General features: G+C 66.1%; 31 protein-coding genes and 2 pseudogenes. 22 read left to right on the forward strand and 11 right to left on the reverse strand.

The window, feature by feature from the left end; genetic code table 11:
• From A5651_RS10030 to A5651_RS10050, 5 genes are all read left to right on the forward strand, one after another.
• Window positions 1-1,719, forward strand: a 1,719-nt coding sequence (locus A5651_RS10030) for an acyl-CoA dehydrogenase (protein ID WP_066979091.1), incomplete at its 5' end; no start/stop codon positions are given.
• Between the two features lie 21 nt (window positions 1,720-1,740).
• A complete protein-coding gene (locus A5651_RS10035) occupies window positions 1,741-2,436 on the forward strand; it encodes an esterase (RefSeq protein ID WP_082943682.1) in 696 nt (231 codons plus the stop codon).
• A 63-nt stretch (window positions 2,437-2,499) separates the two neighbouring features.
• Window positions 2,500-2,775 carry a hypothetical protein gene (locus A5651_RS10040; protein ID WP_066979092.1) on the forward strand — a complete coding sequence of 92 codons (276 nt, stop codon included), beginning with the start codon at window positions 2,500-2,502 and terminating at the stop codon, window positions 2,773-2,775.
• A 16-nt stretch (window positions 2,776-2,791) separates the two neighbouring features.
• On the forward strand, window positions 2,792-3,115 hold the full coding sequence (locus A5651_RS10045; protein ID WP_066979093.1) for a hypothetical protein: 324 nt from the start codon (window positions 2,792-2,794) through the stop codon (window positions 3,113-3,115).
• An 87-nt stretch (window positions 3,116-3,202) separates the two neighbouring features.
• The gene (locus A5651_RS10050) at window positions 3,203-3,694 is read left to right on the forward strand and encodes a hypothetical protein (protein ID WP_156662788.1); all 492 of its coding nucleotides are present in this window, start codon (window positions 3,203-3,205) and stop codon (window positions 3,692-3,694) included.
• A gap of 11 nt (window positions 3,695-3,705) precedes the next feature.
• Here the strand turns inward: A5651_RS10050 and fadD2 are convergent, their stop codons facing one another.
• Window positions 3,706-5,397, reverse strand: a complete 1,692-nt coding sequence (fadD2, locus tag A5651_RS10055; protein WP_066979095.1) for a long-chain-fatty-acid--CoA ligase FadD2 — start codon at window positions 5,395-5,397, stop codon at window positions 3,706-3,708.
• A gap of 65 nt (window positions 5,398-5,462) precedes the next feature.
• On the opposite strand from fadD2, the gene A5651_RS10060 reads away from it, so the two are divergent.
• The 3 genes from A5651_RS10060 to A5651_RS10070 all read left to right on the forward strand — a co-directional run bounded on the left by A5651_RS10060 (window position 5,463) and on the right by A5651_RS10070 (window position 7,966).
• A complete protein-coding gene (locus A5651_RS10060; RefSeq protein ID WP_066979096.1) occupies window positions 5,463-6,716 on the forward strand; it encodes a DNA polymerase domain-containing protein in 1,254 nt (417 codons plus the stop codon).
• 83 nt (window positions 6,717-6,799) lie between these two features.
• Entirely contained in the window at window positions 6,800-7,213 is a 414-nt protein-coding gene (locus tag A5651_RS10065; protein WP_066979102.1) for an STAS domain-containing protein, read from the forward strand.
• Between the two features lie 105 nt (window positions 7,214-7,318).
• The gene (locus A5651_RS10070) at window positions 7,319-7,966 is read left to right on the forward strand and encodes a GAP family protein (protein ID WP_066979103.1); all 648 of its coding nucleotides are present in this window, start codon (window positions 7,319-7,321) and stop codon (window positions 7,964-7,966) included.
• Window positions 7,967-7,975: 9 nt separating this feature from the next.
• Here A5651_RS10070 and A5651_RS10075 read toward each other — a convergent pair whose 3' ends face one another.
• From A5651_RS10075 to A5651_RS10085, 3 genes are all read right to left on the reverse strand, one after another.
• A complete protein-coding gene (locus A5651_RS10075; protein WP_066979104.1) occupies window positions 7,976-8,887 on the reverse strand; it encodes a mycobacterial-type methylenetetrahydrofolate reductase in 912 nt (303 codons plus the stop codon).
• Window positions 8,888-8,962: 75 nt separating this feature from the next.
• Window positions 8,963-9,586 (reverse strand): TIGR03085 family metal-binding protein, encoded by a 624-nt coding sequence (locus tag A5651_RS10080; protein ID WP_066979105.1) that lies wholly within the window; start codon window positions 9,584-9,586, stop codon window positions 8,963-8,965.
• 21 nt (window positions 9,587-9,607) lie between these two features.
• A complete protein-coding gene (locus tag A5651_RS10085) occupies window positions 9,608-10,087 on the reverse strand; it encodes a hypothetical protein (protein WP_066979106.1) in 480 nt (159 codons plus the stop codon).
• 132 nt (window positions 10,088-10,219) lie between these two features.
• Between A5651_RS10085 and A5651_RS10090 the strand changes: the two genes are divergently transcribed.
• The 3 genes from A5651_RS10090 to A5651_RS10100 all read left to right on the forward strand — a co-directional run bounded on the left by A5651_RS10090 (window position 10,220) and on the right by A5651_RS10100 (window position 12,793).
• Window positions 10,220-12,019 carry a thiamine pyrophosphate-requiring protein gene (locus A5651_RS10090; protein WP_066979107.1) on the forward strand — a complete coding sequence of 600 codons (1,800 nt, stop codon included), beginning with the start codon at window positions 10,220-10,222 and terminating at the stop codon, window positions 12,017-12,019.
• An 83-nt stretch (window positions 12,020-12,102) separates the two neighbouring features.
• Window positions 12,103-12,465 (forward strand): group 1 truncated hemoglobin, encoded by a 363-nt coding sequence (locus A5651_RS10095; protein ID WP_066979113.1) that lies wholly within the window; start codon window positions 12,103-12,105, stop codon window positions 12,463-12,465.
• An 85-nt stretch (window positions 12,466-12,550) separates the two neighbouring features.
• Window positions 12,551-12,793: an acyl carrier protein gene (locus A5651_RS10100; RefSeq protein ID WP_066979115.1), complete on the forward strand. Its 243-nt coding sequence runs from the start codon at window positions 12,551-12,553 to the stop codon at window positions 12,791-12,793.
• Window positions 12,794-12,800: 7 nt separating this feature from the next.
• On the opposite strand, the gene A5651_RS10105 is transcribed toward A5651_RS10100, so the two are convergent.
• Entirely contained in the window at window positions 12,801-13,682 is an 882-nt protein-coding gene (locus A5651_RS10105; protein ID WP_066979128.1) for a mycofactocin-coupled SDR family oxidoreductase, read from the reverse strand.
• Window positions 13,683-13,739: 57 nt separating this feature from the next.
• Window positions 13,740-14,622: pseudogene (locus A5651_RS10110) on the reverse strand (LysR family transcriptional regulator ArgP).
• 72 nt (window positions 14,623-14,694) lie between these two features.
• Between A5651_RS10110 and A5651_RS10115 the strand changes: the two are divergent.
• On the forward strand, window positions 14,695-15,294 hold the full coding sequence (locus A5651_RS10115) for a LysE/ArgO family amino acid transporter (protein ID WP_066979131.1): 600 nt from the start codon (window positions 14,695-14,697) through the stop codon (window positions 15,292-15,294).
• A 6-nt stretch (window positions 15,295-15,300) separates the two neighbouring features.
• On the opposite strand, the gene A5651_RS10120 is transcribed toward A5651_RS10115, so the two are convergent.
• Together A5651_RS10120 and A5651_RS10125 are read right to left on the reverse strand one after the other, a co-directional pair.
• Window positions 15,301-15,651 (reverse strand): heme-binding protein, encoded by a 351-nt coding sequence (locus tag A5651_RS10120; RefSeq protein WP_066979335.1) that lies wholly within the window; start codon window positions 15,649-15,651, stop codon window positions 15,301-15,303.
• A 44-nt stretch (window positions 15,652-15,695) separates the two neighbouring features.
• The gene (locus tag A5651_RS10125; protein WP_082943683.1) at window positions 15,696-15,962 is read right to left on the reverse strand and encodes a hypothetical protein; all 267 of its coding nucleotides are present in this window, start codon (window positions 15,960-15,962) and stop codon (window positions 15,696-15,698) included.
• A gap of 212 nt (window positions 15,963-16,174) precedes the next feature.
• Here A5651_RS10125 and A5651_RS25695 point away from each other — a divergent pair.
• From A5651_RS25695 to A5651_RS10145, 4 genes and pseudogenes are all read left to right on the forward strand, one after another.
• Window positions 16,175-16,452: pseudogene (locus A5651_RS25695) on the forward strand (hypothetical protein).
• Between the two features lie 116 nt (window positions 16,453-16,568).
• Window positions 16,569-16,856, forward strand: coding sequence for a hypothetical protein (locus tag A5651_RS10135; protein WP_231988641.1), 288 nt, complete (start codon window positions 16,569-16,571; stop codon window positions 16,854-16,856).
• 60 nt (window positions 16,857-16,916) lie between these two features.
• The gene (locus A5651_RS10140) at window positions 16,917-17,714 is read left to right on the forward strand and encodes an SDR family oxidoreductase (protein WP_066979138.1); all 798 of its coding nucleotides are present in this window, start codon (window positions 16,917-16,919) and stop codon (window positions 17,712-17,714) included.
• Between the two features lie 151 nt (window positions 17,715-17,865).
• Window positions 17,866-18,996, forward strand: a complete 1,131-nt coding sequence (locus tag A5651_RS10145) for a YeiH family protein (protein ID WP_066979139.1) — start codon at window positions 17,866-17,868, stop codon at window positions 18,994-18,996.
• Between the two features lie 61 nt (window positions 18,997-19,057).
• Here the strand turns inward: A5651_RS10145 and A5651_RS10150 are convergent, their stop codons facing one another.
• The 3 genes from A5651_RS10150 to A5651_RS10160 form a co-directional block, all read right to left on the reverse strand.
• Window positions 19,058-20,020, reverse strand: a complete 963-nt coding sequence (locus A5651_RS10150; RefSeq protein WP_066979140.1) for a hypothetical protein — start codon at window positions 20,018-20,020, stop codon at window positions 19,058-19,060.
• A gap of 102 nt (window positions 20,021-20,122) precedes the next feature.
• Window positions 20,123-20,785 carry a hypothetical protein gene (locus A5651_RS10155; RefSeq protein ID WP_066979338.1) on the reverse strand — a complete coding sequence of 221 codons (663 nt, stop codon included), beginning with the start codon at window positions 20,783-20,785 and terminating at the stop codon, window positions 20,123-20,125.
• Window positions 20,786-20,798: 13 nt separating this feature from the next.
• Complete coding sequence (locus A5651_RS10160; RefSeq protein ID WP_066979142.1) at window positions 20,799-21,365, reverse strand: general stress protein CsbD; 567 nt, start codon at window positions 21,363-21,365, stop codon at window positions 20,799-20,801.
• Between the two features lie 130 nt (window positions 21,366-21,495).
• Here A5651_RS10160 and A5651_RS10165 point away from each other — a divergent pair, with 130 nt between their 5' ends.
• The 6 genes from A5651_RS10165 to A5651_RS10190 all read left to right on the forward strand — a co-directional run bounded on the left by A5651_RS10165 (window position 21,496) and on the right by A5651_RS10190 (window position 26,209).
• Window positions 21,496-22,452 (forward strand): ABC transporter substrate-binding protein, encoded by a 957-nt coding sequence (locus A5651_RS10165; protein WP_156662790.1) that lies wholly within the window; start codon window positions 21,496-21,498, stop codon window positions 22,450-22,452.
• Window positions 22,453-22,460: 8 nt separating this feature from the next.
• Window positions 22,461-23,156, forward strand: a complete 696-nt coding sequence (locus A5651_RS10170) for a queuosine precursor transporter (RefSeq protein ID WP_066979144.1) — start codon at window positions 22,461-22,463, stop codon at window positions 23,154-23,156.
• Window positions 23,157-23,230: 74 nt separating this feature from the next.
• Window positions 23,231-23,896, forward strand: a complete 666-nt coding sequence (locus tag A5651_RS10175) for an allophanate hydrolase subunit 1 (RefSeq protein WP_066979147.1) — start codon at window positions 23,231-23,233, stop codon at window positions 23,894-23,896.
• Window positions 23,893-24,783 carry a 5-oxoprolinase/urea amidolyase family protein gene (locus A5651_RS10180; RefSeq protein WP_066979149.1) on the forward strand — a complete coding sequence of 297 codons (891 nt, stop codon included), beginning with the start codon at window positions 23,893-23,895 and terminating at the stop codon, window positions 24,781-24,783. The genes A5651_RS10175 and A5651_RS10180 overlap by 4 nt, the downstream gene beginning before the upstream one ends.
• A gap of 69 nt (window positions 24,784-24,852) precedes the next feature.
• A complete protein-coding gene (locus A5651_RS10185) occupies window positions 24,853-25,404 on the forward strand; it encodes a GNAT family N-acetyltransferase (RefSeq protein ID WP_066979151.1) in 552 nt (183 codons plus the stop codon).
• Window positions 25,405-25,423: 19 nt separating this feature from the next.
• Window positions 25,424-26,209 (forward strand): class I SAM-dependent methyltransferase, encoded by a 786-nt coding sequence (locus A5651_RS10190; protein WP_231988643.1) that lies wholly within the window; start codon window positions 25,424-25,426, stop codon window positions 26,207-26,209.
• Window positions 26,210-26,261: the final 52 nt, after the last annotated feature.

Genomic DNA, 26,261 nt, shown 5'->3' on the forward strand with positions numbered 1-26,261 from the left:
GATAGCGGTGGGGAGTGGGTCGTGCTCGACGCCGACCAACTCGAGATCGAACCGGTCCAAAGCGTCGACCCGCTGCGCCCACTTGCGCACGTCCGCGTCAACGCCGTCGAGGTCGGCGACGACCGGGTGCTGGCCAACCTGAGCCGCGACCTGGCCCACGCACTGATCACGACGCTATTGGCCGCCGAAGCGATCGGGGTGTCGCGGTGGGCCACCGACACCGCCGCGGCCTACGCCAAGATCCGCGAGCAGTTCGGCAGGCCGATCGGCCAGTTCCAAGCGATCAAGCACAAGTGCGCGGAGATGATCGCCGACACCGAGCGCGCGACCGCAGCGGTATGGGACGCGGCCCGCGCCATCGACGAACACCGAAATGGCTCCGAGGACAGCGCTTTCGAGTTCGCCGCGGCGGTGGCGGCGACGCTGGCCCCGACCGCAGCACAGCGATGCGCGCAGGACTGCATCCAGGTGCACGGTGGTATCGGCTTTACGTGGGAGCACGACACGAACGTGTACTACCGTCGCGCGCTGGTGTTGGCCGCTTCGTTCGGCCGTGGCGCGGATTATCCGCAGCGGGTCGTCGACATCGCGACCTCGACCGGGATGCGCAAGCTCAACATCGATTTGGACCCCGAGACCGAGAAGCTCCGCGAGGAGATCCGCGCTGAGGTGGCCGCGCTGAAGAATCTCCCTTCGGGCGCGGAGCGCAACGCCGCGATCGCCGAGGGCGGCTGGGTGCAGCCGCACCTGCCGAGGCCGTGGGGACGCGCCTCCGACCCCGTCGAGCAGATCATCATCGCCCAGGAGTTCACCAGCGGCCGGGTGAAGCGCCCGCAGATGGGGATCGCGGCGTGGATCATCCCGTCAATCGTCGCGTTCGGCACCGACGAGCAACAGCAGAGGTTCCTGCCGCCGACGTTCCGCGGCGAAATGATCTGGTGCCAACTGTTTTCCGAACCGGGCGCCGGTTCCGATCTGGCCAGCCTGTCGACCAAGGCCACCAAGGTGGACGGTGGCTGGCGCATCACCGGCCAGAAGATCTGGACCACCGCCGCGCAGTATTCGCAGTGGGGTGCACTGCTGGCCCGAACCGACCCGAGCGCGCCGAAACACAACGGCATCACCTACTTCCTGCTCGACATGAAAAGCGAGGGCGTCGAGGTGAAGCCGCTGCGCGAGCTCACCGGCAACGCGATGTTCAACACCGTCTTCATCGACGACGTGTTCGTACCCGACGAATACGTGCTCGGCGACGTGAACCGCGGTTGGGAGGTCAGCCGCAACACGTTGACCGCCGAGCGCGTCTCGATCGGCAACAGCGAGCCGCCGGGCATGGCGAGCCTGGACGGTGTGGTCGAGTTCGTCCGTGCCGGGCAGTTCGATCAGATTGCACAGAACCAGGCGGGGCGACTGATCGCCGAAGGGCACGCGGCGAAGATCCTGAACATGCGCTCGACGCTGCTGACGCTGGCCGGGGGCGATCCCATGCCGGCGGCTGCGATCTCCAAGCTGCTGTCGATGCGCACGGGCCAGGGCTACGCGGAGTTCGCGGTGGCGTCCTTCGGCACCGACGGGGCACTCGGGGATCCAGATTCCGTGCAGGGCAAGTGGGCCGAGCATCTGCTCTACAGCCGGGCCACCACGATTTATGGCGGCACGTCTGAGGTGCAGCTCAACATCATCGCCGAGCGGCTGTTGGGATTGCCCCGCGATCCGTAATCTCGGGGCTACGCTCCGTCCATGATGCGGACGGTGCGCTCGGCCAGCTGGGCGGCGGCGGCGGCGATGGGATTGGTCTTGGGCCCGACGGTGATCCCCGCCAGCGCCTACGCCGCGGACGTGTGTGCAGATATCGGCGGAGCCGTCGACCGGGGCGGGTTGTGTCAGGTGCACGAATCGACGCCGAACTACACGCTCGACATGTCGTTTCCCGTCGACTTCCCCAATCAGGCGGCGGTCAATGACTTCATCACCCAGACACGCAATGGCTTTCTCAACGAGACGAGATCGCCGAATTTCGCGAACGTTCCCTACGTGCTGGACATGAAGGCCACGAGGTGGGCTTCGCACACCACCACCTCGGTTTCGTTCGAAACGTATGAGGACCTCGGCGGCGCGCACCCCACCACGTGGTTCCGCACCTTCAACTACGACATGGTGCGCAACCGGCCGATCACCTTCAGCGACCTCTTCGCGCCGGGCACCGATCCGTTGAAAGCGATTCTCCCGGTCGTGACAAAAAAACTGGAAAGCGAAATGGGAACGGCACCACCGATATTGGATGGTGCAGGGACGGATCCCGCCAATTACCAGAATTTCGCGGTCACGCCCAGCGACGTGGTGTTCTTCTTCGACCGCGGCGCGCTGATGCCCGGCGCCGCAGGCACATATACCGTTTATGTGCCCAGAAATGTCATTCCGCCGTTAAACGTCTAGGCGGCGCAGACGAGGTCTACCCTGGGAAATAGATTCATATTCGACGTCGTTGGCGGTAGTGAAATGACAAGATTCCGACAACGCATAGCGCACGTGATCGTCGGTGTTGCCGCCGCTGCCGCGTTTTTGATCGTCACCCCGGTGTTCAGCCAGGCCGTCCCGCAAGCATCGGCTCAGCCGTGTGTCAACGGGGTCATCCCGTGGAACCCGTATGTGGTGAACTGCAACCTGCCACCGCGAGGACCCCGCGTGCGGGGCGCGGCACCTGATGCCGGCGCGATCATTGCCTGCCACGACCACCCCGGATGTTTGTCGTGGTACGTCAACGGCCCCTGGTAAGCGGTTAGGCCCTCGCATGAGCGACGCCAAAGACGTCGAGAAGAACTGGCGCGACCCTGCTGCGCTGCGCCAAGCCGTGGCATACGGCATCGGTGTCATCGTGGTGGCCGCTATCGCGTTCGCGGTGTTCGCCTTTGTCGACAAGGGCTCGGTCCTGCTGGCCTCCCTGGTGCCCGCGATCCTGTTCCTCGGCGCGATCGGTGCGCTCGTCAAGGCGTACCGCACCTGGAGAGAGGGCGGTACGTGGCCGATCTGGCAGGGCGCAGGCTGGTTTCTGCTGACTCTCATGCTGGTCTGCCTGTCGATTCCCTGGTCAGCTGCCTCTTTTGCTGGTGGGTGAACAACAGAGTTGTTGCGATCGCAAGTAGAAGAAAAGAGTGCGTAAATTGGCCTGTGCTGATCTTGTGGTACTGACAGTCTCGAACGCATGCCAACGCACACCCTGACTCTTCCGGCTTTGCTGATGGGCGCGGCCGCCGCAGGTGCCATCGCCTACGCGCCGATCGCAAGCGCAGATGACCCGCCCTGCGCTGCCGACAATCCGCAATGTCAGCAACAGCCCCCGGTCGGAGCCGGCCAGTTCATCAACCCCGCACTCGACGCCGCAGGACAGCTGCAAGGTATCGGGCAGGGCGGGGTCCCCGGTGCCTACACCCCCAGCGGGGTAGGGACTGGCGGTGAGGCTCTCATCAACGGCGTCCCGACCTACATCCCACCGGAGGGCCTGCGGCTGCCGCCCGGCGCGCAGGTCGGCCCTCCCACCGCGTGGATCGAGAGTGTGAAGCAAACCGGTTGCGCTCCCGGGTGTGTGCCCGAGATGTACCGCTATCTTTTCGAGAAGGCCGGCGGCGCCGCGCAGGATGCGGTCGGCAGCGCGATTCCGCCGCAGCAGCATGAGCAGAAGTCACCCGGCCAGTAGAACCGAAAGCTTTACTCCACTTCCATTTCACGGAGTTCTCGCTTGAGGATCTTGCCCGTCGGGTTGCGCGGCAGTTCGTCGAGGAAGATCACCTCGCGCGGCACCTTGTAGCGGGCCAGGTTCTCGCGCACGTAGCTCTTGATGGTGTCCTCGTCGATGCTGGCCCCGTCGGCCTTGACGACGAAGGCCCGCAGCCGATGCCCCCACTCCTTGTCCTCGACACCCAATGCGGTGGCCTCGACGACCTCGGGATGACCGCTGATCAGGTCCTCGACTTCGGCCGGGAAAACGTTCTCACCGCCGGAGACGATCATCTCGTCGTCGCGGCCGCTGACGTAGAGCAGACCGTGCTCGTCGAAGTAGCCGACATCGCCTGAGGACATCAGCCCGTCGACGATCTGCTTGTGGCCGCCGCCGGTGTAGCCCTCGAATGGGAAGGTGTTGCCGACGAAGATCCGGCCGACTTCACCCTGGGGCAACTCGTTGCCGTTGTCGTCGAGGATCTTCACCTTCACGCCCTTGACGAGCGGCCCGACCGTCGCCGGGTTGATCGACAGATCCTGCGGCCGCGCGATCGTCGCGAACGCGATCTCCGTCGACCCGTACATGTTGTAAACCACCGGACCCAGGTCCTTCAGGGCCCGCTGCGCCAGCTCGGCGCCCAGCTGGGAACCGGACACGAACACGATCCGCAGCGATGACAGGTCGGGCTTCTTGTCGGTCTTCTCGAGCTCGTCGAGGATCCGCGACAGCATGACGGGCACGACGATCAACGCCGTCGCCTTGTTCTTCTCGATGTCGGCGAGCAAGATCGGCGGCTTGAAGCGTCGGCGCAGCACCAACGTGGAGCCGAGCATCATCGCGATCGTCGCGTGCAGGAAACCCAGCGCGTGAAACATCGGCGCGGGCAGCGACGTCACTTCCCTAGCCTTGAACGGGACATGGGACAGGATTCCGCCGATGGGCGCGAGCGTCGGCGGCGTGCTGCGGTTGGCGCCCTTCGGCGTCCCCGTGGTGCCGCTGGTGAGGATGATGATCGACGAGTGCTTGGTCACCTTCGGTGCGGGCCTGCCGCTGCTGCGTGCGATGAGGTCGGCCAGGGTGTCATCCGTGCTGCCCGACGGTTCGTCTTTGTCGGGATTGGTGCCGAGTGCGCGCAGCTTGCCCTGCGGCGGATCGGCCTGTGACACGGCCTTGGTGTACTCGTCGTCGTAGATGATCAGCTTGGCGTCCTCGCGCTCGGACACCTCCTTGATCTGTGGCCCGGAGAACTCACTGTTGAGCAGGATGATGCGGGCGCCGGTACGCGCGGCGCCGTAGACCGCGATCAGAAACCAGCGATGGTTCCTGGCCAGGATCGCCACGCCGTCGCCGCCCTTGATCCCCATGGCCAGCAACCCGTTTGCGACCGCGTGGGCGGCCTCGTCGAGCTCTTTGAACGTGATCTCGCCGTCGTCGTCGACGGCGGCTATCCGGTCGGGCGTGCGGCGCGCGTTGAGCGCCGGGATCATGCCGAACTCGCCCCAGCGTCGCATGTCGGCGAAGAACGCGGCGATGGCCTGAGGTGGCTCCACCCGTAGCGCGCCCGCTTCGAACATCTTGCGGGCGTAGTGGAGTTCGGCTGCCCCGCGGTCGACATATTGTCCGACGGTCTTCTGGATTTTGGCCGCTGCCTGGAAGGGTAAATCGGTGAGCTTCGGCATGACACCACCATATGTGACGGGCGTCGCACCGCGTCGAGAAAGTGCTGCGTACCTACCATGGCGGTATGGCGGCATCATCCTCTTCGGCGGCGGAATTCCTCGAAGTAAATGACGAGCAAGTGCCGGTCAGCCACCCCGCCAAAGTCGTCTTCCCGGCCCTGGGCGTCACCAAGGGAGACCTGATCCGCTACTACCTGGCCGTGGCGCCGGGCGCGCTGCGCGGCGTGGCCGAGCGCCCGATGATCCTCAAGCGGTTCGTCAAGGGCATCGCCGAGGAGGCCGTCTTCCAGAAGCGGGCGCCCGAGAAGAACCGGCCGGACTACGTCGATGTCGCTGAGCTCAAATACGCCTCCGGCACGTCGGCGAAGGAGGCCGTCATTCACGACGCGGCCGGGCTGGCGTGGGTGATCAACCTCGGCTGCGTCGACCTCAACCCGCATCCGGTGCGCGCCGACGATTTGGCCCATCCCGACGAGTTGCGCGTCGACCTCGATCCGATGCCCGGCGTCGACTGGCGTCAGATCATCCACGTCGCGATGGTCGCCCGCGAGGTGCTAGAAGACCACGGCCTGACAGCGTGGCCGAAAACGTCCGGGTCGCGCGGATTTCATATCTACGCGCGGATCGAGCGGCGGTGGCCGTTCAAGTCGGTCCGGCTGGCCGCCCAGGCGGTGGCCCGCGAAGTCGAACGGCGGGCGCCCGATATGGCCACGGCGCGCTGGTGGAAGGAAGAACGCGAAGGGGTGTTCGTCGACTTCAACCAAAACGCGTTCGACCGCACGGTGGCGTCGGCCTACTCGGTGCGAGCCACGCCCGACGCCCGGGTGTCCACGCCGCTGCGTTGGGACGAGGTAATCGACTGCCGTCCGGAAAACTTCACAATCTCGACGGTGCCCACGCGGTTCGCCGAGCAGGGCGACCCGTGGGAGGGCATGGACGATGCGGCCGGCAGGCTCGACCAGTTGCTCGAGCTCGCCGAGCGGCTCGGTCCGGCGGAGAAGGCGCCGAGGGGCGCCAGCCGCAGCGCGGACGGCAGACGTCAATCATCGAAGCCGCTGATCGAAATCGCGCGCACCAAAACCAAGGACGAAGCACTGGCCGCGCTGGAGCGCTGGCGCGCCAAATATGAGGAAGTAGCTAAGAAACTTAAGCCCGCAGACGTGTTACTGGACGGTATGCGTGGCCCGAGTTCCATTTGGTACCGCATCCGAATCAACCTGCAGCACGTGCCGCAAGACCAGCGTCCACCGCAGGAACCGCTGCTCGCGGACTACAACCCGTGGGAAAACTACACCGGCGCGCAGTTCCGAAATCGATAAGCACAGCTCACCAACAATGGTTCTTAGCAAAGTATTACCGGACGCTCCCCAATGCCTTAGATCGGCCGCTTAGCTTTTAAGTCATGTACGGGAACGAAGCAATCGACTGCGACGGCGCACAGATTCGCGCGGTGTGCCGTCAGCTGGCCACCGTGGTGACGGTGACCGGTGACGTCAACGACACCAACGTCGATCACATCAGTGCCTACGCACGGCGCTTCGTTCTCTCCGAGAAGCCCTTTGTGTTGGATCTGACTGGTGTGAATTCCCTTTCACCGGAAAGCATTTCACTGCTGTACACCGTCGACGAGCATTGCCGCAACGCCGGTGTGGAGTGGACCGTCGTCGCCAGCCAGCCGGCGAACCGGACGCTGCGGCTGTTCGGCGAGGGTGACACCTTCCCGATCGTCGGTTCCGTCGCCGAGGCGCTTCACGACTTCGCAGACAGCATCTGTGCCCGCCGCCGCCTGCTGCCCCTCCTGACCAAGACCGCCTAGAGAAAGGGCGATCACGTGCTTATCGATCTCCGTTGGCTGACCGGCCTGCTGCACGGCAGGCACCATTCCGCCGCTCGTCCTGTTTCGCGGTAGTCGGCCACTTACTTGCTCGGCGAGCTGATACCGCTCGCCCTCGTCGTCGCTCTCTCTCCGGTATCGATCATTCCCGCGGTTGTGCTGGTCTTGCACTCCGCCCGTCCGAGGCCTACCGGGCTGGCGTTCATGACCGGATGGCTCGCCGCCCTGGCCGCGTCGACAGCCCTGTTCGTGCAGGTGCCGAACATGGTCGACGGGCTCGGCACATCCCCTCCGTGGATGCCCTGGGTGCGGATCGGTATCGGCGTCGTGCTGATCGGCCTGGGCGTCGGACGTTGGGTGTCCCGCAAGCGCACCACGCGTACGCCCGAATTCCTCGACCGGCTGAGCCGCATCACCCCCACAAGCGCGGCGGTCATCGGCTTCGGGCTGGTGATCGCCAACCCAAAAGTGCTCGTGATGAACGCAGCCGCGGGTCTGATCATCGGGACCGGCGCTACAGGTGTCGGTATCTGGATCGCCACCGCGGTCTACACCGCGCTCGCCGGATCGACGGTGATCGCCCCGATCGTCGCCTACGCGGTGGCGGGTGAGCGGGTCGACCCCCAGCTCGAACGTGCCAAAGACTGGATGCAGCGCGAGCACGCCGCCGTGACCGCCGTCATCTTGCTCGTCGTCGGTGTCCTGTTGTGCTACACCGGGTTTCGCGCGCTCTAACGGGCGGCATCAATCCCCGGCCGCTTCGCGCCTACCCTCCGGAGACCAGTAGTCGAGCATCTCCGCGAACGTCTCGAACGCCGCACCGGAGACCCCGTAGGTCGCCTCGAAGTGCACGCTCAACGGGAAGCCGAGGTCGGCGACACCGTCGATGACCCGCTTGTACAGATCGACCATCAGCTGACGTTTGTCGGCGGGGTCACGACCGGCCAGCGACCGGACGAACGCCTGCTCCTCGGCAACGGCCGCGTTGCCCGGATCCTGGATCAGCCATTCGATCAGGCCCACCCTGGACTCCACCTTCGGCACGAAGCCGAACGACAGCAGGATCTCGGGACGGTGATCGGTGCTCTCGGCGAAATCTTTGAGGAAACCAACGATCGCGTCGGAGTACAGCAGCTGGGTCAGGCCAAAGTTCGCGCCCTGCTTGCACTTGAAGTCGAACCGGCCGCGCTCGCCCTCACGGGTCGGGATCAGAATCACGCCACGGTTTTCCACCGTCTGGCCGTATATCGACAGCGCATCGGTGGGGGCGACGCCGGAACCCTCGCCGTCGTTCATCGTGCGCGGCACCCCGACGAACACGATGCCCTCGAAGCCGGCCTCGCCCAGGGTGGCCAGCCGTCGCCCGAGCGCTTCTTCGTCCATGAACGCGGTGACCTGGGTGCACAACCCGCGCATCCCGGGCAGTTCCGGCCGGATCAGCGTCCAGTAGTCGAGCACGTCGAGCTTCGGCAGCATCGGCACCGGCCGGTCGTCGTCCTCGGCGATCATGCCGGGGATCATCACGTGTTTGATCCGGCTGTCGAGCCCCGACTCGGCGGAGATCCGCGCCACTTTGCGCGCCTCCTCAACCGCATACTCCGGTCCGCGCTCGGTGTTGGAAGGCACGAGTTCGAGCGCGATGGTGTTGAGGGTCACAGCATTGCTCCTGATCAAGACGACCGAACCACGATACAGAGCGCAGCTGCGTAGCCCGAAATCGCCGAATCCGACTCAGAGGCCGCGGCGGGCCGCCCGCACCTGCTCGGCGATGCCGTCATCGCCGCCGAATTCCACCCGGGCGGCGTCGCGGCCGGACAGGAACAGCAGCAGTTCGGGCGCCGACCCCGTGATCGTGCACTGCGGGCCTTTGCCGACCGACGCCAGCGTCGTACCCTCGGGCTCGCGCAGCGTCACCCGCGCCGGGGCGCCGCCGAGGGACATGCGGACCAGGAAGCGCACCTGCCTGCGCAACGCTGATGAAAGGTCATCGTCCAGCTCCCGCGGCTGCCAGCCCGGTGCCGCGCGGCGGACATCTTCGTGGTGGATGAACATCTCCGTGGTGTTGACCAGCGGATCGAGCAGCTTGAACGGCGAATACCACGGCGGACCCGAGGAGACCATCTGCAGCAGGTTGGCCCATTCCGTCCCGTCGGCGAGCTGCTGTTGCTTGCGTGCCGTGTAGTCGGCCAGCTGGGACACCATGATCCCAGCCGCGGCGTCGGGGCGGCGTTCCCGCAGCACGAGGTGGGCGGCGAGGTCGCGGGTCGTCCACTCGCCGCACAGGGTCGGGGCGTCGGGGCCGGCGGTCCGCATGGTCTCGACCAGTGCGGCGCGTTCACGGGCGGCTGCTGTCATGGGGCCCATTCAACGCGCGAATCAGCGATCGCCGCTACCTTTCTCGGCGGCCAGCGGGGGCGGCAACGGCGTCGTCGAGGTCGGCGTGGTGGCTGCCGGGGCGGGCGCCTGCTGGCCGTGATAGTCCACCATCGGTTCGTCGCGGATCAGCTTGTTGCCGGCGCTGATCACGAGTGACTTCGCGGTCACCATGTAGCCGATGCCGTTGTTCTCGGCGAAGAAGTTGCCGTCGCCCGACGGTTCGGCCGCCACGGTCAGCTTCGCACCGTCACTCAGCCGCACGCCGCGGTACTGGTACGCGCCGGCGGGTGTCTTGCAGATGGCGACGCGCGAGGAATCCGTGGCGCCGAATACCACCGCGGTATCGGGAGCGGTGCACCGCGCGGTCGAGTTGACATAGCCACCGTCGTCGGCGGTAGGGGCTGCTGTCCCCGAGGGCACAGCACCGAGCACGCCGATCGCGCAGGCCGCCAGACCGGCCGCGACCAGAACCATCCGCATCACCCGTCCACCAGACCATTGCGACGGCGGATCGGAAGAACCGGCTCCGGTAACGCCGGAAATTGTTAGCCGGTCGAGACCACAGTGAGCTCCAAGGCGTAGATGCTCCCGCGTGCGGGTACGGCTCACCTCATGAGCCAACACGTCGCCGACTTCGTCCTCGACCGGTTGCGGCGATGGGGTGTCTCGCAGGTGTTCGGCTATCCGGGCGACGGCATCAACGGGTTGGTCGCAGCATTTGGGCGCGCCGACAATCAGCCGCGCTTCGTGCAAACCCGCCACGAGGAGATGGCCGCATTCGCCGCGACGGGCTACGCGAAATTCTCCGGCGAGGTCGGCGTGTGCATGGCCACGTCAGGACCGGGCGCGATCCATCTGCTCAACGGCCTCTACGACGCCAAGTTGGACCACGTTCCCGTGGTCGCCGTCGTCGGTCAGACCGAACGCAGCGCGATGGGCGGCAGCTACCAGCAAGAGGTCGACCTGCAGGCACTGTTCCGCGACGTCGCCAGCGACTATCTCGTCGAGGTCAACGTGCCCCAGCAGCTGCCCCTGGCGATCGACCGGGCGATCCGGACCGCGCGCGCCAGGCGGTCACCGACGGCCGTCATCATGCCGTCCGACCTGCAGGACGAGAAGTACAGCCCGCCGGCGCACGCATTCAAGCAGGTGCCCTCCAGCGATCCCGTCGACGATGTCGGTCGGGTGACGCCGACCGACGAGCAGGCACGCGCCGCGGCCGAGATCCTCAACGCCGGTGAGAAGGTCGCCATCCTGATCGGCCAGGGCGCCCGAGGAGCCGCCGACGAGGTCGCCACCGTCGCGGAGTTGACGGGCGCGGGTGTGGCGAAAGCGTTGCTGGGTAAGGACGTCCTGCCCGACGACCTGCCGTATGTGACCGGGTCGATCGGTCTGCTCGGCACCCGGCCCAGCTACGAGCTGATGCGCGACTGCGACACGCTGCTGATCGTCGGATCGAACTTCCCCTACAGCCAGTTCCTTCCGGACTACGGGGCGGCGCGGGCGGTGCAGATCGATGTCGACGGCAGCGGCATCGGTATGCGCTACCCCACCGAGCTCAATATCGTCGCCGACGCGAAAGCCGCTCTGAGCGCGGTGATTCCGCACTTGCGGCCCAAAGCCGATGGGTCATGGCGGGCCGGGGTGGAGCGCAATGTCGCCCGCTGGTGGGAGGTCCTTGAACGACAGAGCAAGTTGACCGCCAAGCCGGTCAACCCGATGCGGGTGGCCTGGGAGTTGTCTGAGCGGCTGCCCGACGGCGTGATCGTGACGGCCGATTCCGGGTCCTCCACCAACTGGTTCGCGCGCTGCGTCAAGCTGCGGGCCGGTATGCGCGCCTCGGTGTCGGGCACCCTGGCCACAATGGGTTGCGGTGTGCCGTACGCGATCGGCGCGAAGTTCGCACACCCCGACCGGCCGGTGATCGCGCTCGTCGGCGACGGCGCCATGCAGATGAACGGCCTCGCCGAGCTGCTGACCATTCGTCGCTACCGCGAGCACTGGGCGGACCAGCGACTGGTGATCTGTGTGTTCCACAACAACGACCTGAACCAGGTGACCTGGGAGCTGCGCGCGATGGGCGGCGCGCCGAAATTCGAAGAGTCACAATCGCTTCCCGACCTGTCCTACGCCGATGTGGCCCGAACCATGGGGTTGCGGGCGGTCGCGGTCGACTCCGACGACGCCGTGGCCGCCGCCTGGGACGAGGCGCTGTCCTACGACGAGCCGGTGGTCCTCGACGTCAGGTGCGATCCGGAGGTGCCGCCCATTCCACCGCATGCCACCTACGAACAGGCCAAGGAGCTGATGTCGGCAATACTCGGCGGGGACCCCGCCGCCTGGCACCTCATGTATCAAGGCGCCAAGACCAAGCTGGCTGAGTTCGTCCCCGGTAGTCGCTCCGGCGAGTGAGCGCTGGTGCTGTGAGCCGTCGTTTGCGTCGACGCAACCGCGGGACAACGGCCATGCAATGGCGCAGTCGTTCACTGAGCCACATGACAACCGTCTACGACCAGATCGGCGGTCAGGAAGCCCTCGAGGTTGTCGTCGCCGACTTCTACGAGCGCGTTCTCGCCGACGACGAGCTCGCCGGGTTTTTCACCGGGACCAACATGTCGCGGCTCAAGGGCAAGCAGGTGGAGTTCTTCGCTGCCGCGCTCGGCGGGCCGCAGCCCTATACCGGCGCAGCCATGCGCCAGGTGCATCAGGGCCGCGGCATCACCATGCACCACTTCGACTTGGTGGCTGGTCATCTCGCCGCCAGCCTCGGTGCCGCGGGCGTGCCACAGCAGACGACAGACCAGATTCTGGCGGCGATCGCACCGCTATCGAAGGACATCGCTACCAGCGTGGCCTGACGCAGAAATGCTGTCGCCGTGTCGTTTATGTCCACGCCGACTGGGTAGCCGACGGCTTCCACACCCATCTATATAAGGAGTCGACATGCCTGCTGGTGAAACAGGGTTCGATGATGTGACGTTCGACCTGATCTCGGTTCAGTACCACTCGTTGAAGGCGGGTCACGACTACGGGCAGTACGTGCGAGACGCCAAGAACGCCGGCTTGGACGACGTCGCCTCGTTCTTCGAAGAGGTGATGAGTCAGGACGCGCAGCGCGCACGCCGGTGCCACGAATTGCTCGGCAAAGTGCAGGGTTCGACCGTAACCGGTCCGGCGATCAGCTAAAGCGTGGCTAGGCCCCGGGACCATTGGGCCACTTGAGCATCGAACCGGCATCCACCCGGATGTGCTGGCCGGTGATGTAGCGGCTCTCCTCGCTGGCCAGGAACACCCCGAGGTTGGCGATGTCCTCGGGCTCGACGTACGGGATCGGCATGGCGTTGAAGTAGGTGAAGGCCGGCTCGGCGTCCTCGCGGGTCGGCTTCTTGCCCTCAGCTGTCATGTCGGGGCGGAACACGCTGTAGATGCCGTCGTTCTGCAGGAGGTGGGTGTTGACGTTGGTGGGGTGAATCGCGTTGACGCGCATCATCTTCGGCGCCACCTGCAGACACAATGTGTCGACGTACTCGATCAGCACGCGCTTGCTCCAGCCGTAGCCGGCACCGCCGGGGCCCATCATCGGGTTGTCGCTGGTGCCCTTGATCATGCCCGCGGTCGAACCCGTGATGATGATCGAGGCACCGTTCGGGAGGTGCGGAAGCGACACCGCGACGGTGTTCATCACGCCCAGCAGGTCGACGTCGGTGGCGTCGACGAAATGCATCGGGTCGAACTCCTTGCCGTATGCCATCGGAAGGATGCCCGCGTTGGCCACCACGATGTCGAGCTTGCCGAGGTCGGCGACACCGGCTTCCAGTGCATCGCGCAGCTCATGGCGTTCGCGTACGTCGGCGATCCTGGCGAAGACGCGGCGCCCCAACTCCTTGATCGACCGCTCGACTTCGGAGAGGTCGTCGGGGGTGGCCAGCGGGTAGGGATTCGAATCGATGTTCCGGCAGATGTCGACCACGATGATGTCGGCGCCTTCTTTGGCCATCGCGAGCGCGTGCGCACGTCCCTGACCACGGGCTCCGCCGGTGATGAAAGCGACTTTGCCCTCGAGCCGTCCAGCCATTGTTCCTCCGCGTAAATGATGTTCTCTTGATACGCGAACCTAATTTACGTCGGCCGTTTAATCAATGGCAGGGCCCAGGCCCGTTGCGGCGAATCGCACCGCTTCGGTGATGGTGTCGACCAGCGGACTGTCGAGCTTCCAGCACTGCCAGAACAGCGGAACGTCGAGATATTCGTCGGTGATCCGGACAAAGGTGCCGTTTGCGATGTGCGGAGCGGCGAGTCTCATCGGGAACATTCCCCATCCCAGGCCCGCACGCACCGCGGCTTCGAAGCCCTCGGCGGTGGGAACGTAGTGCACCGGTCGCGTGATGGCGCGCCGAAACACCTTGCGTACCAACATTTCCTGTAGCGCGTCGTCACGGTTCCACGCCAGAGACGGCGCCGTAGCCACGGCCCCGGCGGTGAAGCCGGCGGGAAGATTGTCCTGGACATAGCCGGGGGCTGGCCACGGCGACGTAGCGCATGACCCCGATCGGCAGGACCCGGCAACCGGGGACAGGGCGTCGCTCGGTGGTGACGGCTCCCATCACGGTTCCTTCGCGCAGCAGGCGCGCCGAGTGGTCCTGGTCCTCGATCCGGATATCGAACAACACATCGGGTACCCGGGCGAGGACATCGGTGAACCATGAGCTCATCGAGTCGGCGTTGACCGCGATCGCCACCCGGGCCCGATCGCCGGGGCCGCCGCGCATGTCGGCCAACGCCTCCGACTCCAGCAGCGCGGTCTGCGCGGCGAGTCGCAAGAGCGGAATCCCAGTCGGGGTTGCCGTGCAAGGCTTTTCGCGGCGGACCAAGACCTGGCCGACGCGCTGCTCGAGCGACTTGATGCGCTGGCTCACCGCCGACGGCGTGATGTGCAGGCGTTCTGCCGCGGCGTCGAAGCTTCCGTGCTCGATCACGGCGGCGAACGCAGTGAGTTGCTGGCCGTCGAGCTCCACATTAGAGATGCTAATCCACCCGAAGAAACATTAGCTGTACTGATGTTCCCCATTAACCCTAGCGTCGGTGACGTGGACTCGCCCCTGATCATCGGCTTCCTGGCCTCGTTCACACTGATCGCCGCCATCGGCGCGCAGAACGCATTCGTCCTGCGGCAGGGCGTTCGCGGCGAGCACGTGCTGCCGGTGGTGGCGATGTGCACGCTGGCCGACGTCGCGCTGATCGCCGCGGGGATAGCGGGCGTGGGCGCGTTGATCACTGCCCACCCGGCGGCGATCAACGTCGCCAGGTTCGGCGGCGCACTGTTCCTGTTCTGCTACGGGGTACTCGCCGCACGGCGTGCCTGGCGGCCGTCGTCGCTGACACCGTCGGACGCCGCGCCGGCCCGGCTGGCCGAGGTCCTGGTGACCTGTGCGGCGATGACGTTCCTCAACCCGCACGTCTACCTCGACACCGTCGTGCTGCTGGGCGCGCTGGCCAACCAGCATCACGACGGGCGGTGGCTGTTCGGCGTCGGCGCCGTCACCGCCAGCGCGGTGTGGTTCGTCAGCCTCGGCCTCGGCGCACGCCGGCTGGCCGGGTTGTTCGCCACGCCGCTGACATGGCGCATCCTTGACGGGCTCATCGCCGCGACGATGATCGGCCTCGGTTTCGCGATGATCGCGTCGTGAGCCCTATCAGGGTGTTTCGGGCGTCACCCCGCACCGGTTGCGGAAGTCGACCGACGGCTGACGGATGGCCTGCAGGTCGCTCTTGGTCGTCGGGTTCGCGTTGAGGTAGTCCTGCACCTTCTGGCCGATCTGGTCCTTCGGCTGCCCTTTGAGGCTGGTGAAGAAGTCGTTGACGTCGGGATGCTCGGTCAGATAATTCGACGTTTCGAACGTCACGCCCGACATGACGCGCGCCAGCTCGGCGGCGGTGCACGGTGGCGGCACCGGCGGGTCGGCGGAGGCGACCGCGGTGCCAAAAGCGGCTGCGCCGGCGACGGCTCCGATCCCGATCACTGCCTTGATCGCTGGGGACAACATGTTGGCTCCTCGGTGGTGTGGTTGACGCTTCACGATGCGCTTGGTCATCGACGTGGACCGATCCCGCCGGGACGCCCGGGGCCGCCGATGCCGGGACGGCCCGGATCCCAAGAGATGTCGAGATCCCAGTCACTGCCGCAGTACCAGTCGTACTCACACGGATACGGCACGACAGGCGTGGCGGCCCTCGGCACGCCGTCGGCTCCGCGTACGTCGCCCTGGGCGCACACCGTTGCGCCGCCGTTGTAGGTGCAGTCGGCCGCCGCCGGGGGCGCGACCACGAGCGCCGTCGGAACGATGGCGATCGCCATTGCTGTGATGCACCGATATCGAAGTCGCACGGCCGCTCCCTAGTTGTTATTCGAAAGACTAGGTAGATGCTCGACAAACCGTGGCGGAATCGCTCATTCTCCGGATTTCCGTTGATTCGCTTCGCGGCTACATACATCTGCGTCAATGGCCAGCCCAGACGCGGTGCGCGGCGTTACGCTCGCCGCACCGGGCGCTCGAAATGAGGCAGTAGATGGTTGCGACTCAACAGGATTGGGCGCGGCCGGCGGCTATGCCCCTTCCCAAGGACGGTTACATCGAACTCGAACGGGGCCGGTACGGGCCGGTTTTCCCGAGCACACCTGCCTGTCAGGGCTTCTCGATCATCGCCACGATCATCAAGTTCGTCCGCGATCACCAGGTGCCCAGCTTCCTGGAATACGGTGAGCACCCCTACGTCCCGCCGACGAAATAAAGAAGGCATTGCGCCCGAAGGCCGCCTTCTCGGCCATGCTCGACCAGATGCAATAGATCGTGAGCGCTCCGAACCCACTGGCCGCCGTCGCCCAATACATCGATGCGTTCAACTCTGGCGCGTCGAGACCATGACAGCGACGTTCGCAGATTCAGCTGCGATTCTCAACGGCATGGCACCGCATCTGTGGATGGGGCCGTCCGCAACCCGCGACTGGTACCGCGACGTGCTGGCCGAGGCCCAATTGCACGGCGCGTCAGACTATTTCGTCACCATCGAAGAACCTCTACACAACCAGGTGACCGGCGACAGCGCGTACGTCGTGGTACCCGCAACCATGACATTCCAGCTGAACGGCCAGCAGGTTACCCAGACTGGCGCATCGTTCACCGTGGCGTTGCACGAGCAGTCGGACGGGTGGCGGATCGCTGCGTGGGCATGGACGAAGGGCCGGCAGTAGCCCCATGCTCGAGCTCCACGACATACAGCACAAAACCTCGCGACGATGCGATCATGACGTATGCCCGTCACCAAAACCGTCTTCATCACCGGCGCAGCCGCAGGTATCGGGCGCGCCACCGCGCTGACGTTCGCCCGTCGCGGCTACACCGTCGGAGGATATGACCTCGACCAGGCGGGCCTGACATCGCTCGCCGACGAGATCGCAGCGCTGGGCGGCACAGCGGTCATCGGCCACCTCGACGTCACCGATTACGACGAAATGGCCCAGCGGCTGGGCGAATTCGCCGCGCGGACCGATGGCCGGCTGAACGTGATGATCAATAACGCGGGCATTCTGCGCACCGGCCTCTTCGAGGACATCCCCATCTCCGAACAACTCAAGGAGATCGACATCAACGCCAAAGGTGTCGTCAACGGGTTGCACGCGGCGTTTCCCTATCTGCGGGCCACGCCCCGGCCCGTCGTCGTCAACCTGGCCTCCGCGTCGGCCGTCTACGGTCAGGCGGAGATGGCCGTCTACAGCGCCACCAAGTTCTTCGTCCGCGGACTCACCGAGGCGCTCGACATCGAATGGGATCGATACGACATCAGGGTCATCGCGGTGTGGCCCGTCTACGTGCAGACCGCGATGACCGAAACGATCAAGACGGGCACGGCGGAATCGCTGGGCATCCGGCTGACTGCCCAGGATGTCGCCGACGCGATCCTCGCCGCCGTCGAACCGTCGGTTGTGCGCCGCGTGCTGCACCAGGTGCACTTTCCGGTCGGCGCGCAGACGAAGGCGTCAGCGGTTTCCACCAGGTTGCTTCCCGCCTGGTTGCAGCGGACGCTCAACAAACGCGTGGCAAAGATGTGATCGTTTGAATTCGCTGTGATCGCAATCGTTCACGGCGACGGGCCCGGTCATTACCGTCTGCGCGCATGAATGAGGATTGGCTCGCGGTCATCGTCGGCCTGACCCTGTTGGCGCTGGTACTCGTGGGCGCCATCCCGGGCAGCGTGATCCCGTGACCGAACAGACCGAGCAGAGCGCCAACCAGACCACCACCGAGTCGGCCCCATCGCGACCCGTCGCCGGCTATGCGATCGCCGGCGTCATCGTCGTCATCGCGCTCGGGGCGCTGACCCGTTTCCTCGAGCAGGAAGTTCCGTTGTGGGCGGCGGGTACACCGTTCGCACGGGTGGCCAAGTCGATCGAATTCCCGGTCTATGCCATCGCTTTGGGGCTCATTGGCAACGCCGTACTGACCAAGCTCGCGCTGCGCGACGCCCTCTCTGGGGGATTCCGCACCGAGTTCTTCATCAAGACCGGCCTAGTGCTGCTTGGGGCGTCAATCAACCTGAAAGTGCTCGTCACCGCCGCTGGGCCTGCGATCGTTCAGGCACTGCTGCTGATCTCGATCGTGTTCGGCTTCACCTGGTTGCTCGGCGGACGGCTCGGGCTCGACGACAAGCTACGGGCGCTGCTGGCCTCGGCGGTGTCGATCTGCGGTGTGAGCGCTGCGATCGCCGCGGCGGGCGCGGTGCAGGCCAAGCGCGAACAACTGGCCTACGCCGCGTCGCTGGTGATCGCCTTCGCGTTGCCGTCGATCTTCCTGCTGCCGTGGCTCTCTGAGGTCTTCGGCCTGTCCGACGCGGTGGCCGGCGCATGGATCGGCGGCAACATCGACACCACGGCCGCCGTCGCGGCGTCGGGTGCGATCGCCGGTGAGAAGGCGCTTCAGATCGCGACCATCGTCAAAACCACTCAGAACGCTTTGATCGGCGTGGTGGCGATCGCGTTGACCGCCTACTTCGCGCTGAAGGTCGAGCGTCGAAGCGCACAGGACGCACGCCCGACGATCGGTCAGTTCTGGGAGCGGTTCCCGAAGTTCGTGCTCGGATTCATCGCGGCCTCGATCATCGGCACGCTCTACCTGCAGTGGGTCAGCAGCGGCAAGGCCGAGATCGCTACGATCAACGACCTCCGCACCTGGTTCCTGATCTTCGCGTTCGTGTCGATCGGGCTGGAGTTCTCGCTCAAGGGATTACGGGAAGCGGGCTGGCGGCCCGTCGCCCTGTTCGCCTCCGCGACGGTGGTCAACATCGTCGTCGCGCTCGGCTTGGCCCTGTTGCTCTTCGGCCACTTCACGACCTGATTCCAACGTGGGAAATGCCCCGGCACCGGGTGGGTGCCGGGACATTCGCCGTCACGTTGGGTCAGCTGATGCCGACGACATCCTTCGCGATGTCGGCCAGCCTGGTCTGCGCCGCGGAGACGACGCCCTGCCTATTCTTGTGCGCCTCCTCGAACGCGATGATGGTGCGGATGTCGGCCGGCTCGGTCAGGTTTTTGACCGCGGCGACGGCCTGGCTCACGTTCAGGTCCTCGTAATCGGCGATCGGCAGTTCCTCGGGATCGAGGACGCCGGTGGCCGCCCGCACCGAGTGCAGCGCGTCAGCAGCGTCGTCCGCGCCTTCGCGGCGCACGACCCGCTCGGCCGCCTCCAGGGCGGCGTCGCGCGAAGCCGCCAGCGTCTTGATCGTCACGTCCCGGGCCTGAACACCACGGCTGAGCAGTTCACCCAGCGCGGGCGGCGCCGTGCGGACCGAGTCGATGGCCCTGTCCAGGCCACGCGCAGACCACGACATCGGGATGTAGGCCAGCCGAACGGCTGCCCCCGTAGCGGCCTGCAACGGCGTACGGCGCAGCGCTGCAGGGCCGCCGAGCGCGTCCTCGGCGAGCACGGTCGTCAGCCAGTCAACGGTCGCGCTGTGTGCGGTGATGAGCCGATCAGCCAGACCCTGAATATCCTTGTGGCCCACAGCGACCGCGAGCGCCTTTAGGTAGCGCGCCCGATCCAGCAGCTGGTGTTCGAGTGCAAGGTCACCGAGAAGGGCCTCGTCGAACGGTTGCGCCTGCTCGGTCAGCGCCTTGACAGCGGCGGCAGCGCGACCGATGAAGGGGCCGATCACGTCCGGGTAGCCACCGAGCTCTCGGATCGCCGACTCCAGGGCGGCCGCACGATCACGGCCGTTGGCCGCGTTCTGCGAAAGCTCGCGCTGCACCGCCTCGGTGCGGGCCTGGGCCACGCGGGTCTCGGCCACCTGGATCTCGGTGTTGGTCAGATCGAGAATGGCGCGCAACTGCGCCAGCAAGGTCGTGGTATCGGGTGTAGTCATTTTATGTTTCTCCCTCAGCGTTGACTTGGGTTGTCGGCGCGAGGTGCACCACTCATCGCCTACCCTTTGATCTTTGGGTGCTAACGGCATCCGCCATGTGCGCTACGTCACTGGTTTTTCGCTAGCCTTCTCTTTAGCCAACTGCTCGACCCGGTCGGCCTGTGCCAGCTCGGTCGCTGCGGCAATCCGCTTGGCTTGAGCGTCTTCGGCTTTGGCGTCGGCAACGTCGACCTCGCGCTGCTCGGCAGCGCGGATCTTGTCCTGCTTCTCGCGTTTGGCCGCCTCCACCGCGTCCTTCCGCTTCGCCGCCGCCTGATCGGCCTGCTTCTTGGCTGTCTCGACGGCCTCCTCGGCCTCGTTGATCGCCGCGACCTTCTCATGCGCGGCGGCCGCGCGCGCCCGCGTGACTTGGTCGATCTTGTCCGCCTGCGCCTCTTGACGCACCGCCGTCGCGGCGGCTTGGGCGTCCCTCAGGTCGGTTTCCGCCTCCTCGACGGCACGGTCGGCGGCCTCGTCGAGCCGGGCGGCGCGCGCCAACGCATCGCTGCGTTCGATCAACGCCATGCCCCGGCGCGCTACGTCGGGAGCGCCGAGCACAGACCCGACTGCAAGGTCGAGCTTGCCCACAGAGCGCTCGTAGAACAGTCGCGCCGGTGCCTCGTCGCCAAGGCGGCCGACCACGCGGTCCTCGAAGAGCTGCAGCGGAACCCGGGCCAGCTGGTATTGCAAACGCAGTACGGCGAACGGAACATCGGTGATCTTCATCGGCAGCCCTTTCTCAGCGGTCCCGGGGGACATCGGCGTTGTCGGCGAGCGCGTCGGCCTGACGTCTGATGCGGTCGGCCTCCTCGCGGGCGGCGGCCGATTCTCCGACCGCTTGGCGATGGCCGTCGAGCGCATCGGCGACTTCGGCCTGCGCCGCGTTGACCTCGATGTTCTCCTCCGCATTCGCCAACTGCTGTTGGCGCTGGGCGGCGCGCTCGGCCTCCTGCTGCCCTACAGCGGCGTCTCGTGCGCCGGCTTGTTCAGCCTGCTGTTTCTGCGCCGCCTGATCACGTCGAATCGCGTCTTCGCGAGCCCTGGCAACCTGGCCCGCCTGCACCCGGGCCTCCGCGGCGTCCGACTTCGCTTGCGCCCGTTGGGCTTCCGCCTCGGCTGTCTCGGCATCGGCGACGGAGTCCAGCCTGCTGGCTTCCTTGCGCTGCTTGGCCTGGGCCTGTTCGACCTGGCCCTGGGCGGTCAACTCGTCGTTTTTGATCACCGCCCCGACGACTTCCTTGGCCTTGCCCTTGACCGAATCGATCAATCCCTTGCGCGCCTGGTCGGCTTTTTCGTGCTCGGTCATCTGGTCCTTCCCACAGCGCCCCCACAGCGTCGTTGTCGGGCATACAAGTTCCACATATGCGCCGAACCAAACATGTGGCCCGCCCGGCACGCTTCACACTTGTTAGCTGGTTGCGCGTTACGCTCCACTGGTGCGCAAGGATTGGTCGCGGCGACGTTTCCTGGCGATGACCGCAACCGTCGCTGCCGTCGCCGCATGCAGCTCCCACAAACCCGGCGAGGTGGCTAAGGACGGTTCCGTCACGGTCAAGCACACGTTCGGGGAGACGAAGGTTCCCGCTCCGCCGAAACGGGTGGTGAGCGCCGGCTTGACCGAGCAGGACGACCTGCTGGCAGTCGGGGTGGTGCCGATCGCGGTCACAAACTGGTGGGGCGACCAGCCGTTCGGTGTGTGGCCGTGGGCGGCGCCCAAGCTCGGCGATGCGCGGCCCGAGGTCCTCGATCTGTCCAACGGCATCCAGATCGACCGCATCGCCGCGTTAAAACCTGACCTGATCGTGGCCACCAACGCCGGCGTCGACCAGGACACCTACGCGAAACTGTCAGCGATCGCCCCGACCATCCCGCAGTCCGGGCAGGACGCCTTCTTCGAACCGTGGAAAGAGCAGGCCGCCGCGATCAGCCAGGCGGTGTTCAAGTTCGAGGACATGTCGGGTCTTGTCAAGAAAGTCGAGGACACGTTCACCGAGATCGGCAAGGCGCACCCGCAATTCACCGGGCGCACGGCCCTGCTGCTCGAGGGCGCCATCGTCGGCGACGCTGTTCAGGTCCTGACCCCGGGCTGGCGTAACGAATTCCTGACCCAGATGGGCCTCACCGTCCCCGACACCGGCGGCAGCGTGATCGCCCCCGACCGGATGGAGCAGGTCCTCGACGCGGCCGACGTGCTGATCTGGGCGACCGAAAACGAGGACCAGCAGGCGGCGCTGCTGGCCGATCCGACCATCGCGAAGCTGAGGGCCACCACCGCGCAGCGACACGTTTTCACCGGCAAGGACCTTGCCGGCGCCATCGCCTTCGCCTCACCGCTGTCCTATCCTCTGGTCGCCGACCAACTCACACCCTCATTGGCCAAGGTGCTGGGCTGAGGAGTTTGATGTCTCCCGTGGAGGGCAGCACCCCGGTCAAGGAGAAGCACGCGGCGTTCGCCCAAGTCGGCTCCGCTTATTACCCGGCACTGGCCGCCGTGTTCACCGCGCTGGTGATCATCTCCAACGTCACGGCCACAAAAGGCGTCGCGTTCGGCCCGATCATCACCGACGGCGGGTTCATCGTCTTCCCGCTGACCTATGTGATCGGCGACGTGCTGAGTGAGGTATATGGATTCAAGGCCGCCCGCCGCGTGATCGTCCTCGGCTTTGCGATGAATATCCTGGCCGCGCTTGCCTTCTGGGTCACCATCTATCTGCCCGCAGCGGACTTCTACACCAACCAGGCGCACTTCGAGAACGTCGTGCACGCCTACACGCAGTTGATCATCGCCGGGCTGGCCGGCTTCATCGTGGGCCAGACCATCAACGCGTGGGTAGTCGTGCTGATCAAGGAGCGCACCAAGGAGCGGCACCTGTGGGCCCGGCTGGTCGGCTCGACGTTCGCGGGACAACTCGGCGACACCCTGGTGTTCTGCAGCATCGCGGCCAGCGCCATCGGCATCACCAGCGTCGGCGACTTCGCCGTTTACACCGCGCTCGGATGGTTCTATAAGACCGCCGTCGAAGTGGTGATGCTGCCGGTGACCTACCGGGTGATCGCGTTCATCAAGCGACGGGAGCCGACATACGGCGAGCTCTGAGGCTTCGCTAAGGCACTTCTGGCAAACCTCATAGAGGTGCAGTTTTGTACCCTACTCGCGAGTAGCTTAGTGGCATGACCGTGACAACGGACGCGATGATGATCGGCACAGTCACCGACTACGGCGATCAGGCGTTGCTGCTTCAGTTCGACAGCGCCGCGGAGGTATTGGCGTGGAGCGGCGTCCTGCACGACGCTGATCTGCTCGGTGTGGTGGACATCGTTCCGGGCGCAAGGACGGTGCTGGTCAAGCTCGACGGCCCGCGCTACCAGGCGATGGCGCGCCAGCAGCTGAGCAAGCTCAGGTTGGCGCCCGAATCCATCGAGCAGACCGCCGGCGACGGGCGCGTCGATGTGGTGATCGACGTGGTCTACGACGGGCCGGATCTCGACGGGGTGGCCCGGCTGACCGGCCTGGCGCCGCGCGAGGTCGTGGCCGCGCACACGCAGATGCCCTGGCGGGTCGGATTCGCTGGATTCGCACCGGGTTTCGGCTATCTGGTCGGCGGTGACGAACGGCTCCACGTGCCACGGCGATCGGAGCCGCGGACCAAGGTGCCAGCCGGCGCGGTTGGTCTGGCAGGTGAGTTCAGCGGCGTCTACCCCCGGCAGTCGCCCGGCGGCTGGCAGTTGATCGGCCGCGTCTCCGACACTCAAGCCGCACTGTGGGACGTCGACCGCGACCCGCCCGCCCTGCTGATGCCGGGCCTTTGGGTGCAATTCCGGGAGGTGTCATCGTGACCACCACGCTGGAGATCCTGCAGACCGGGCCGCTGGCGCTCGTCGAAGACCTGGGCCGAAAGGGCATGGCCCACCTGGGGGTCACACGGTCGGGCGCCGCCGATCGCCGCGCGCACAAGCTGGCGAACCGACTGGTGGCCAACCCCGGCGATCGCGCCACCATCGAAGTGATGTTCGGCGGGTTCAGCGCGCGGGTCCGCGGAGGCGACGTCGCCATCGCGGTGACCGGCGCCGACACCGACCCCGCGGTAAACGGAATTCCGTTCGGCACCAACAGCATTCACTACGCCCATGACGGCCAGGTGATCACCCTGGGTCCGCCGCATTCCGGGCTGCGGTCCTACCTCGCGGTGCGCGGCGGCATCGACGTCGCGCCCGTGCTCGGCTCCCGCAGCTATGACGTGATGTCCTCCGTCGGTCCGAAGCCGCTGCAGCCCGGTGACGTGCTGCCGGTGGGCGAGCACACCGAGGAGTTCCCCGAGCTGGACCAGGCGCCGGTGGCGGCAATCGAGCACGAGATCGTCGAGCTGTCGGTGGTGCCCGGACCCCGCGACGACTGGTTCACCGACCCCGATGTGCTGGTGCGGACGAACTGGCAGATGACCAACCGCAGCGACCGGGTCGGGATGCGGTTGGTGGGCATGCCGCTGGAGTACCGGTACCCCGACCGCCAGCTGCCGAGCGAAGGGGCGACGCGGGGCGCAATTCAGGTGCCGCCGAACGGCTTTCCCGTGATCCTCGGACCCGACCACCCCGTCACCGGCGGCTATCCGGTGATCGGCGTCGTCGTCGACGAGGACATCGACCGCATCGCGCAGGTCAGGCCGGGCCAGACCGTCCGGCTGCGCTGGTCACGCCCACGCAAGCCCTTTCACAACGGGTCATGAGCGAGTAGACACGATGGTGTGTCGGCCTTCAGCGCTCCACACGCGCCCGGAGCCTTCAATGCTCCGCATGTGCGCGGAATCCTGACGGCACGCCTGGTCCACACCTCCGACCTCGACAACGAGACCCGCGACGATGCCTGTCGCATGGTCACCGACGCCTTCCGCGACAGCGAGACCGGCTTCACCGCCGCTGATTGGGAACACACTCTCGGCGGTATGCATGCGCTGATCTCCCACCACGGTGCGCTGATCGGCCATGCCGCGGTCGTGCAACGGCGGATCCTGTACCGCAACGCGGCCCTGCGGTGCGGCTATGTCGAAGGCGTTGCGGTCCGCTCAGATTGGCGGGGCCTGGGCTTGGCGAGCGCCCTGATGGACGCCACCGAACAGGTCATCCGCGGCGCCTACCAACTCGGTGCGTTGAGTGCCACCGCGGCGGCCCGCCCCATCTATGCGGCGCGCGGCTGGTTGCCATGGCGTGGCCTGAGCTCGGTGCTCACGCCGTCCGGGGTGCGCCCCACCCCCGAAGACGACGGGTCGATCGTCGTGCTGCCGGTGTCGGTTCATCTGGACACCGGCGAGGCCATCGCGTGTGACTGGCGTGACGGCGACGTGTGGTGACACGCGTACGTTGGATGACGTGACCGACGACGTAAGAGCGCCGAAACCCTTTCAGCCAACCCGGGAATCGTTCGACAAGATGTACCGCGGCGAGCCCCCGGCGGAGGGAGCGCCCGCGCCCACCGGCGTGCCATGGGACATCGGCGCAGCGCAGCCGCGACTGATGGAACTCGAAGCGCTCGGCGGGTTCGCCGGCGAGGTGCTCGACATCGGCTGCGGCCTCGGCGACAACGCGATCTTTTTGGCCTCCCGCGGTTACTCGGTGACCGCATTGGACGGCTCGCCCGCGGCGATCGAGCAGGCCCGCGAGCGGGCGGCCCGAGCGGGCGTTTCGGTGCGCTTCGAGGTCGCCGACGCCATCAACCTGACCGGCTACGACGGGCTATTCGACACGGTCATCGACAGTGCGCTGTACCACTGCCTCGACGACGACGGACGTCAGGCCTACGCCGCGGGCCTGTACCGGGCCACACGGTCCGGTGCGCGATGGCACCTGTACTGCTTCTCCGACGGCAACGTCAACGGCCTCGTCGCGCCGATGGGTTCCGTGCCGGAGGAGAACCTGCAGGACACGTTGACCGCAAATGGTTGGCGCATCGATTTCCTCGGCCAGACAACCTATCTCGCTAACGTGACGGGCTTCGGTGACCGCGAGGTGTTCCCTGCCGAGTCCGCCGACGTGCCGCCCGAGGTGCTGGAGCAGATGCGCGACGTCAGGGCGCGGTTTTCCACGATCGCTGAGCTCCTCGACGGCAACCACGTCCACCTGCCGTTCACCGTCGTGCACGCACACCGGGCCGACTGAGACGTAACTCACCGCGCACCGGGCGGCGACATACCAAGGCAATGGCCGGTTA

This window comes from Mycobacterium sp. 1274761.0 (assembly GCF_001668615.1).
Classification (GTDB): Bacteria; Actinomycetota; Actinomycetes; order Mycobacteriales; family Mycobacteriaceae; genus Mycobacterium.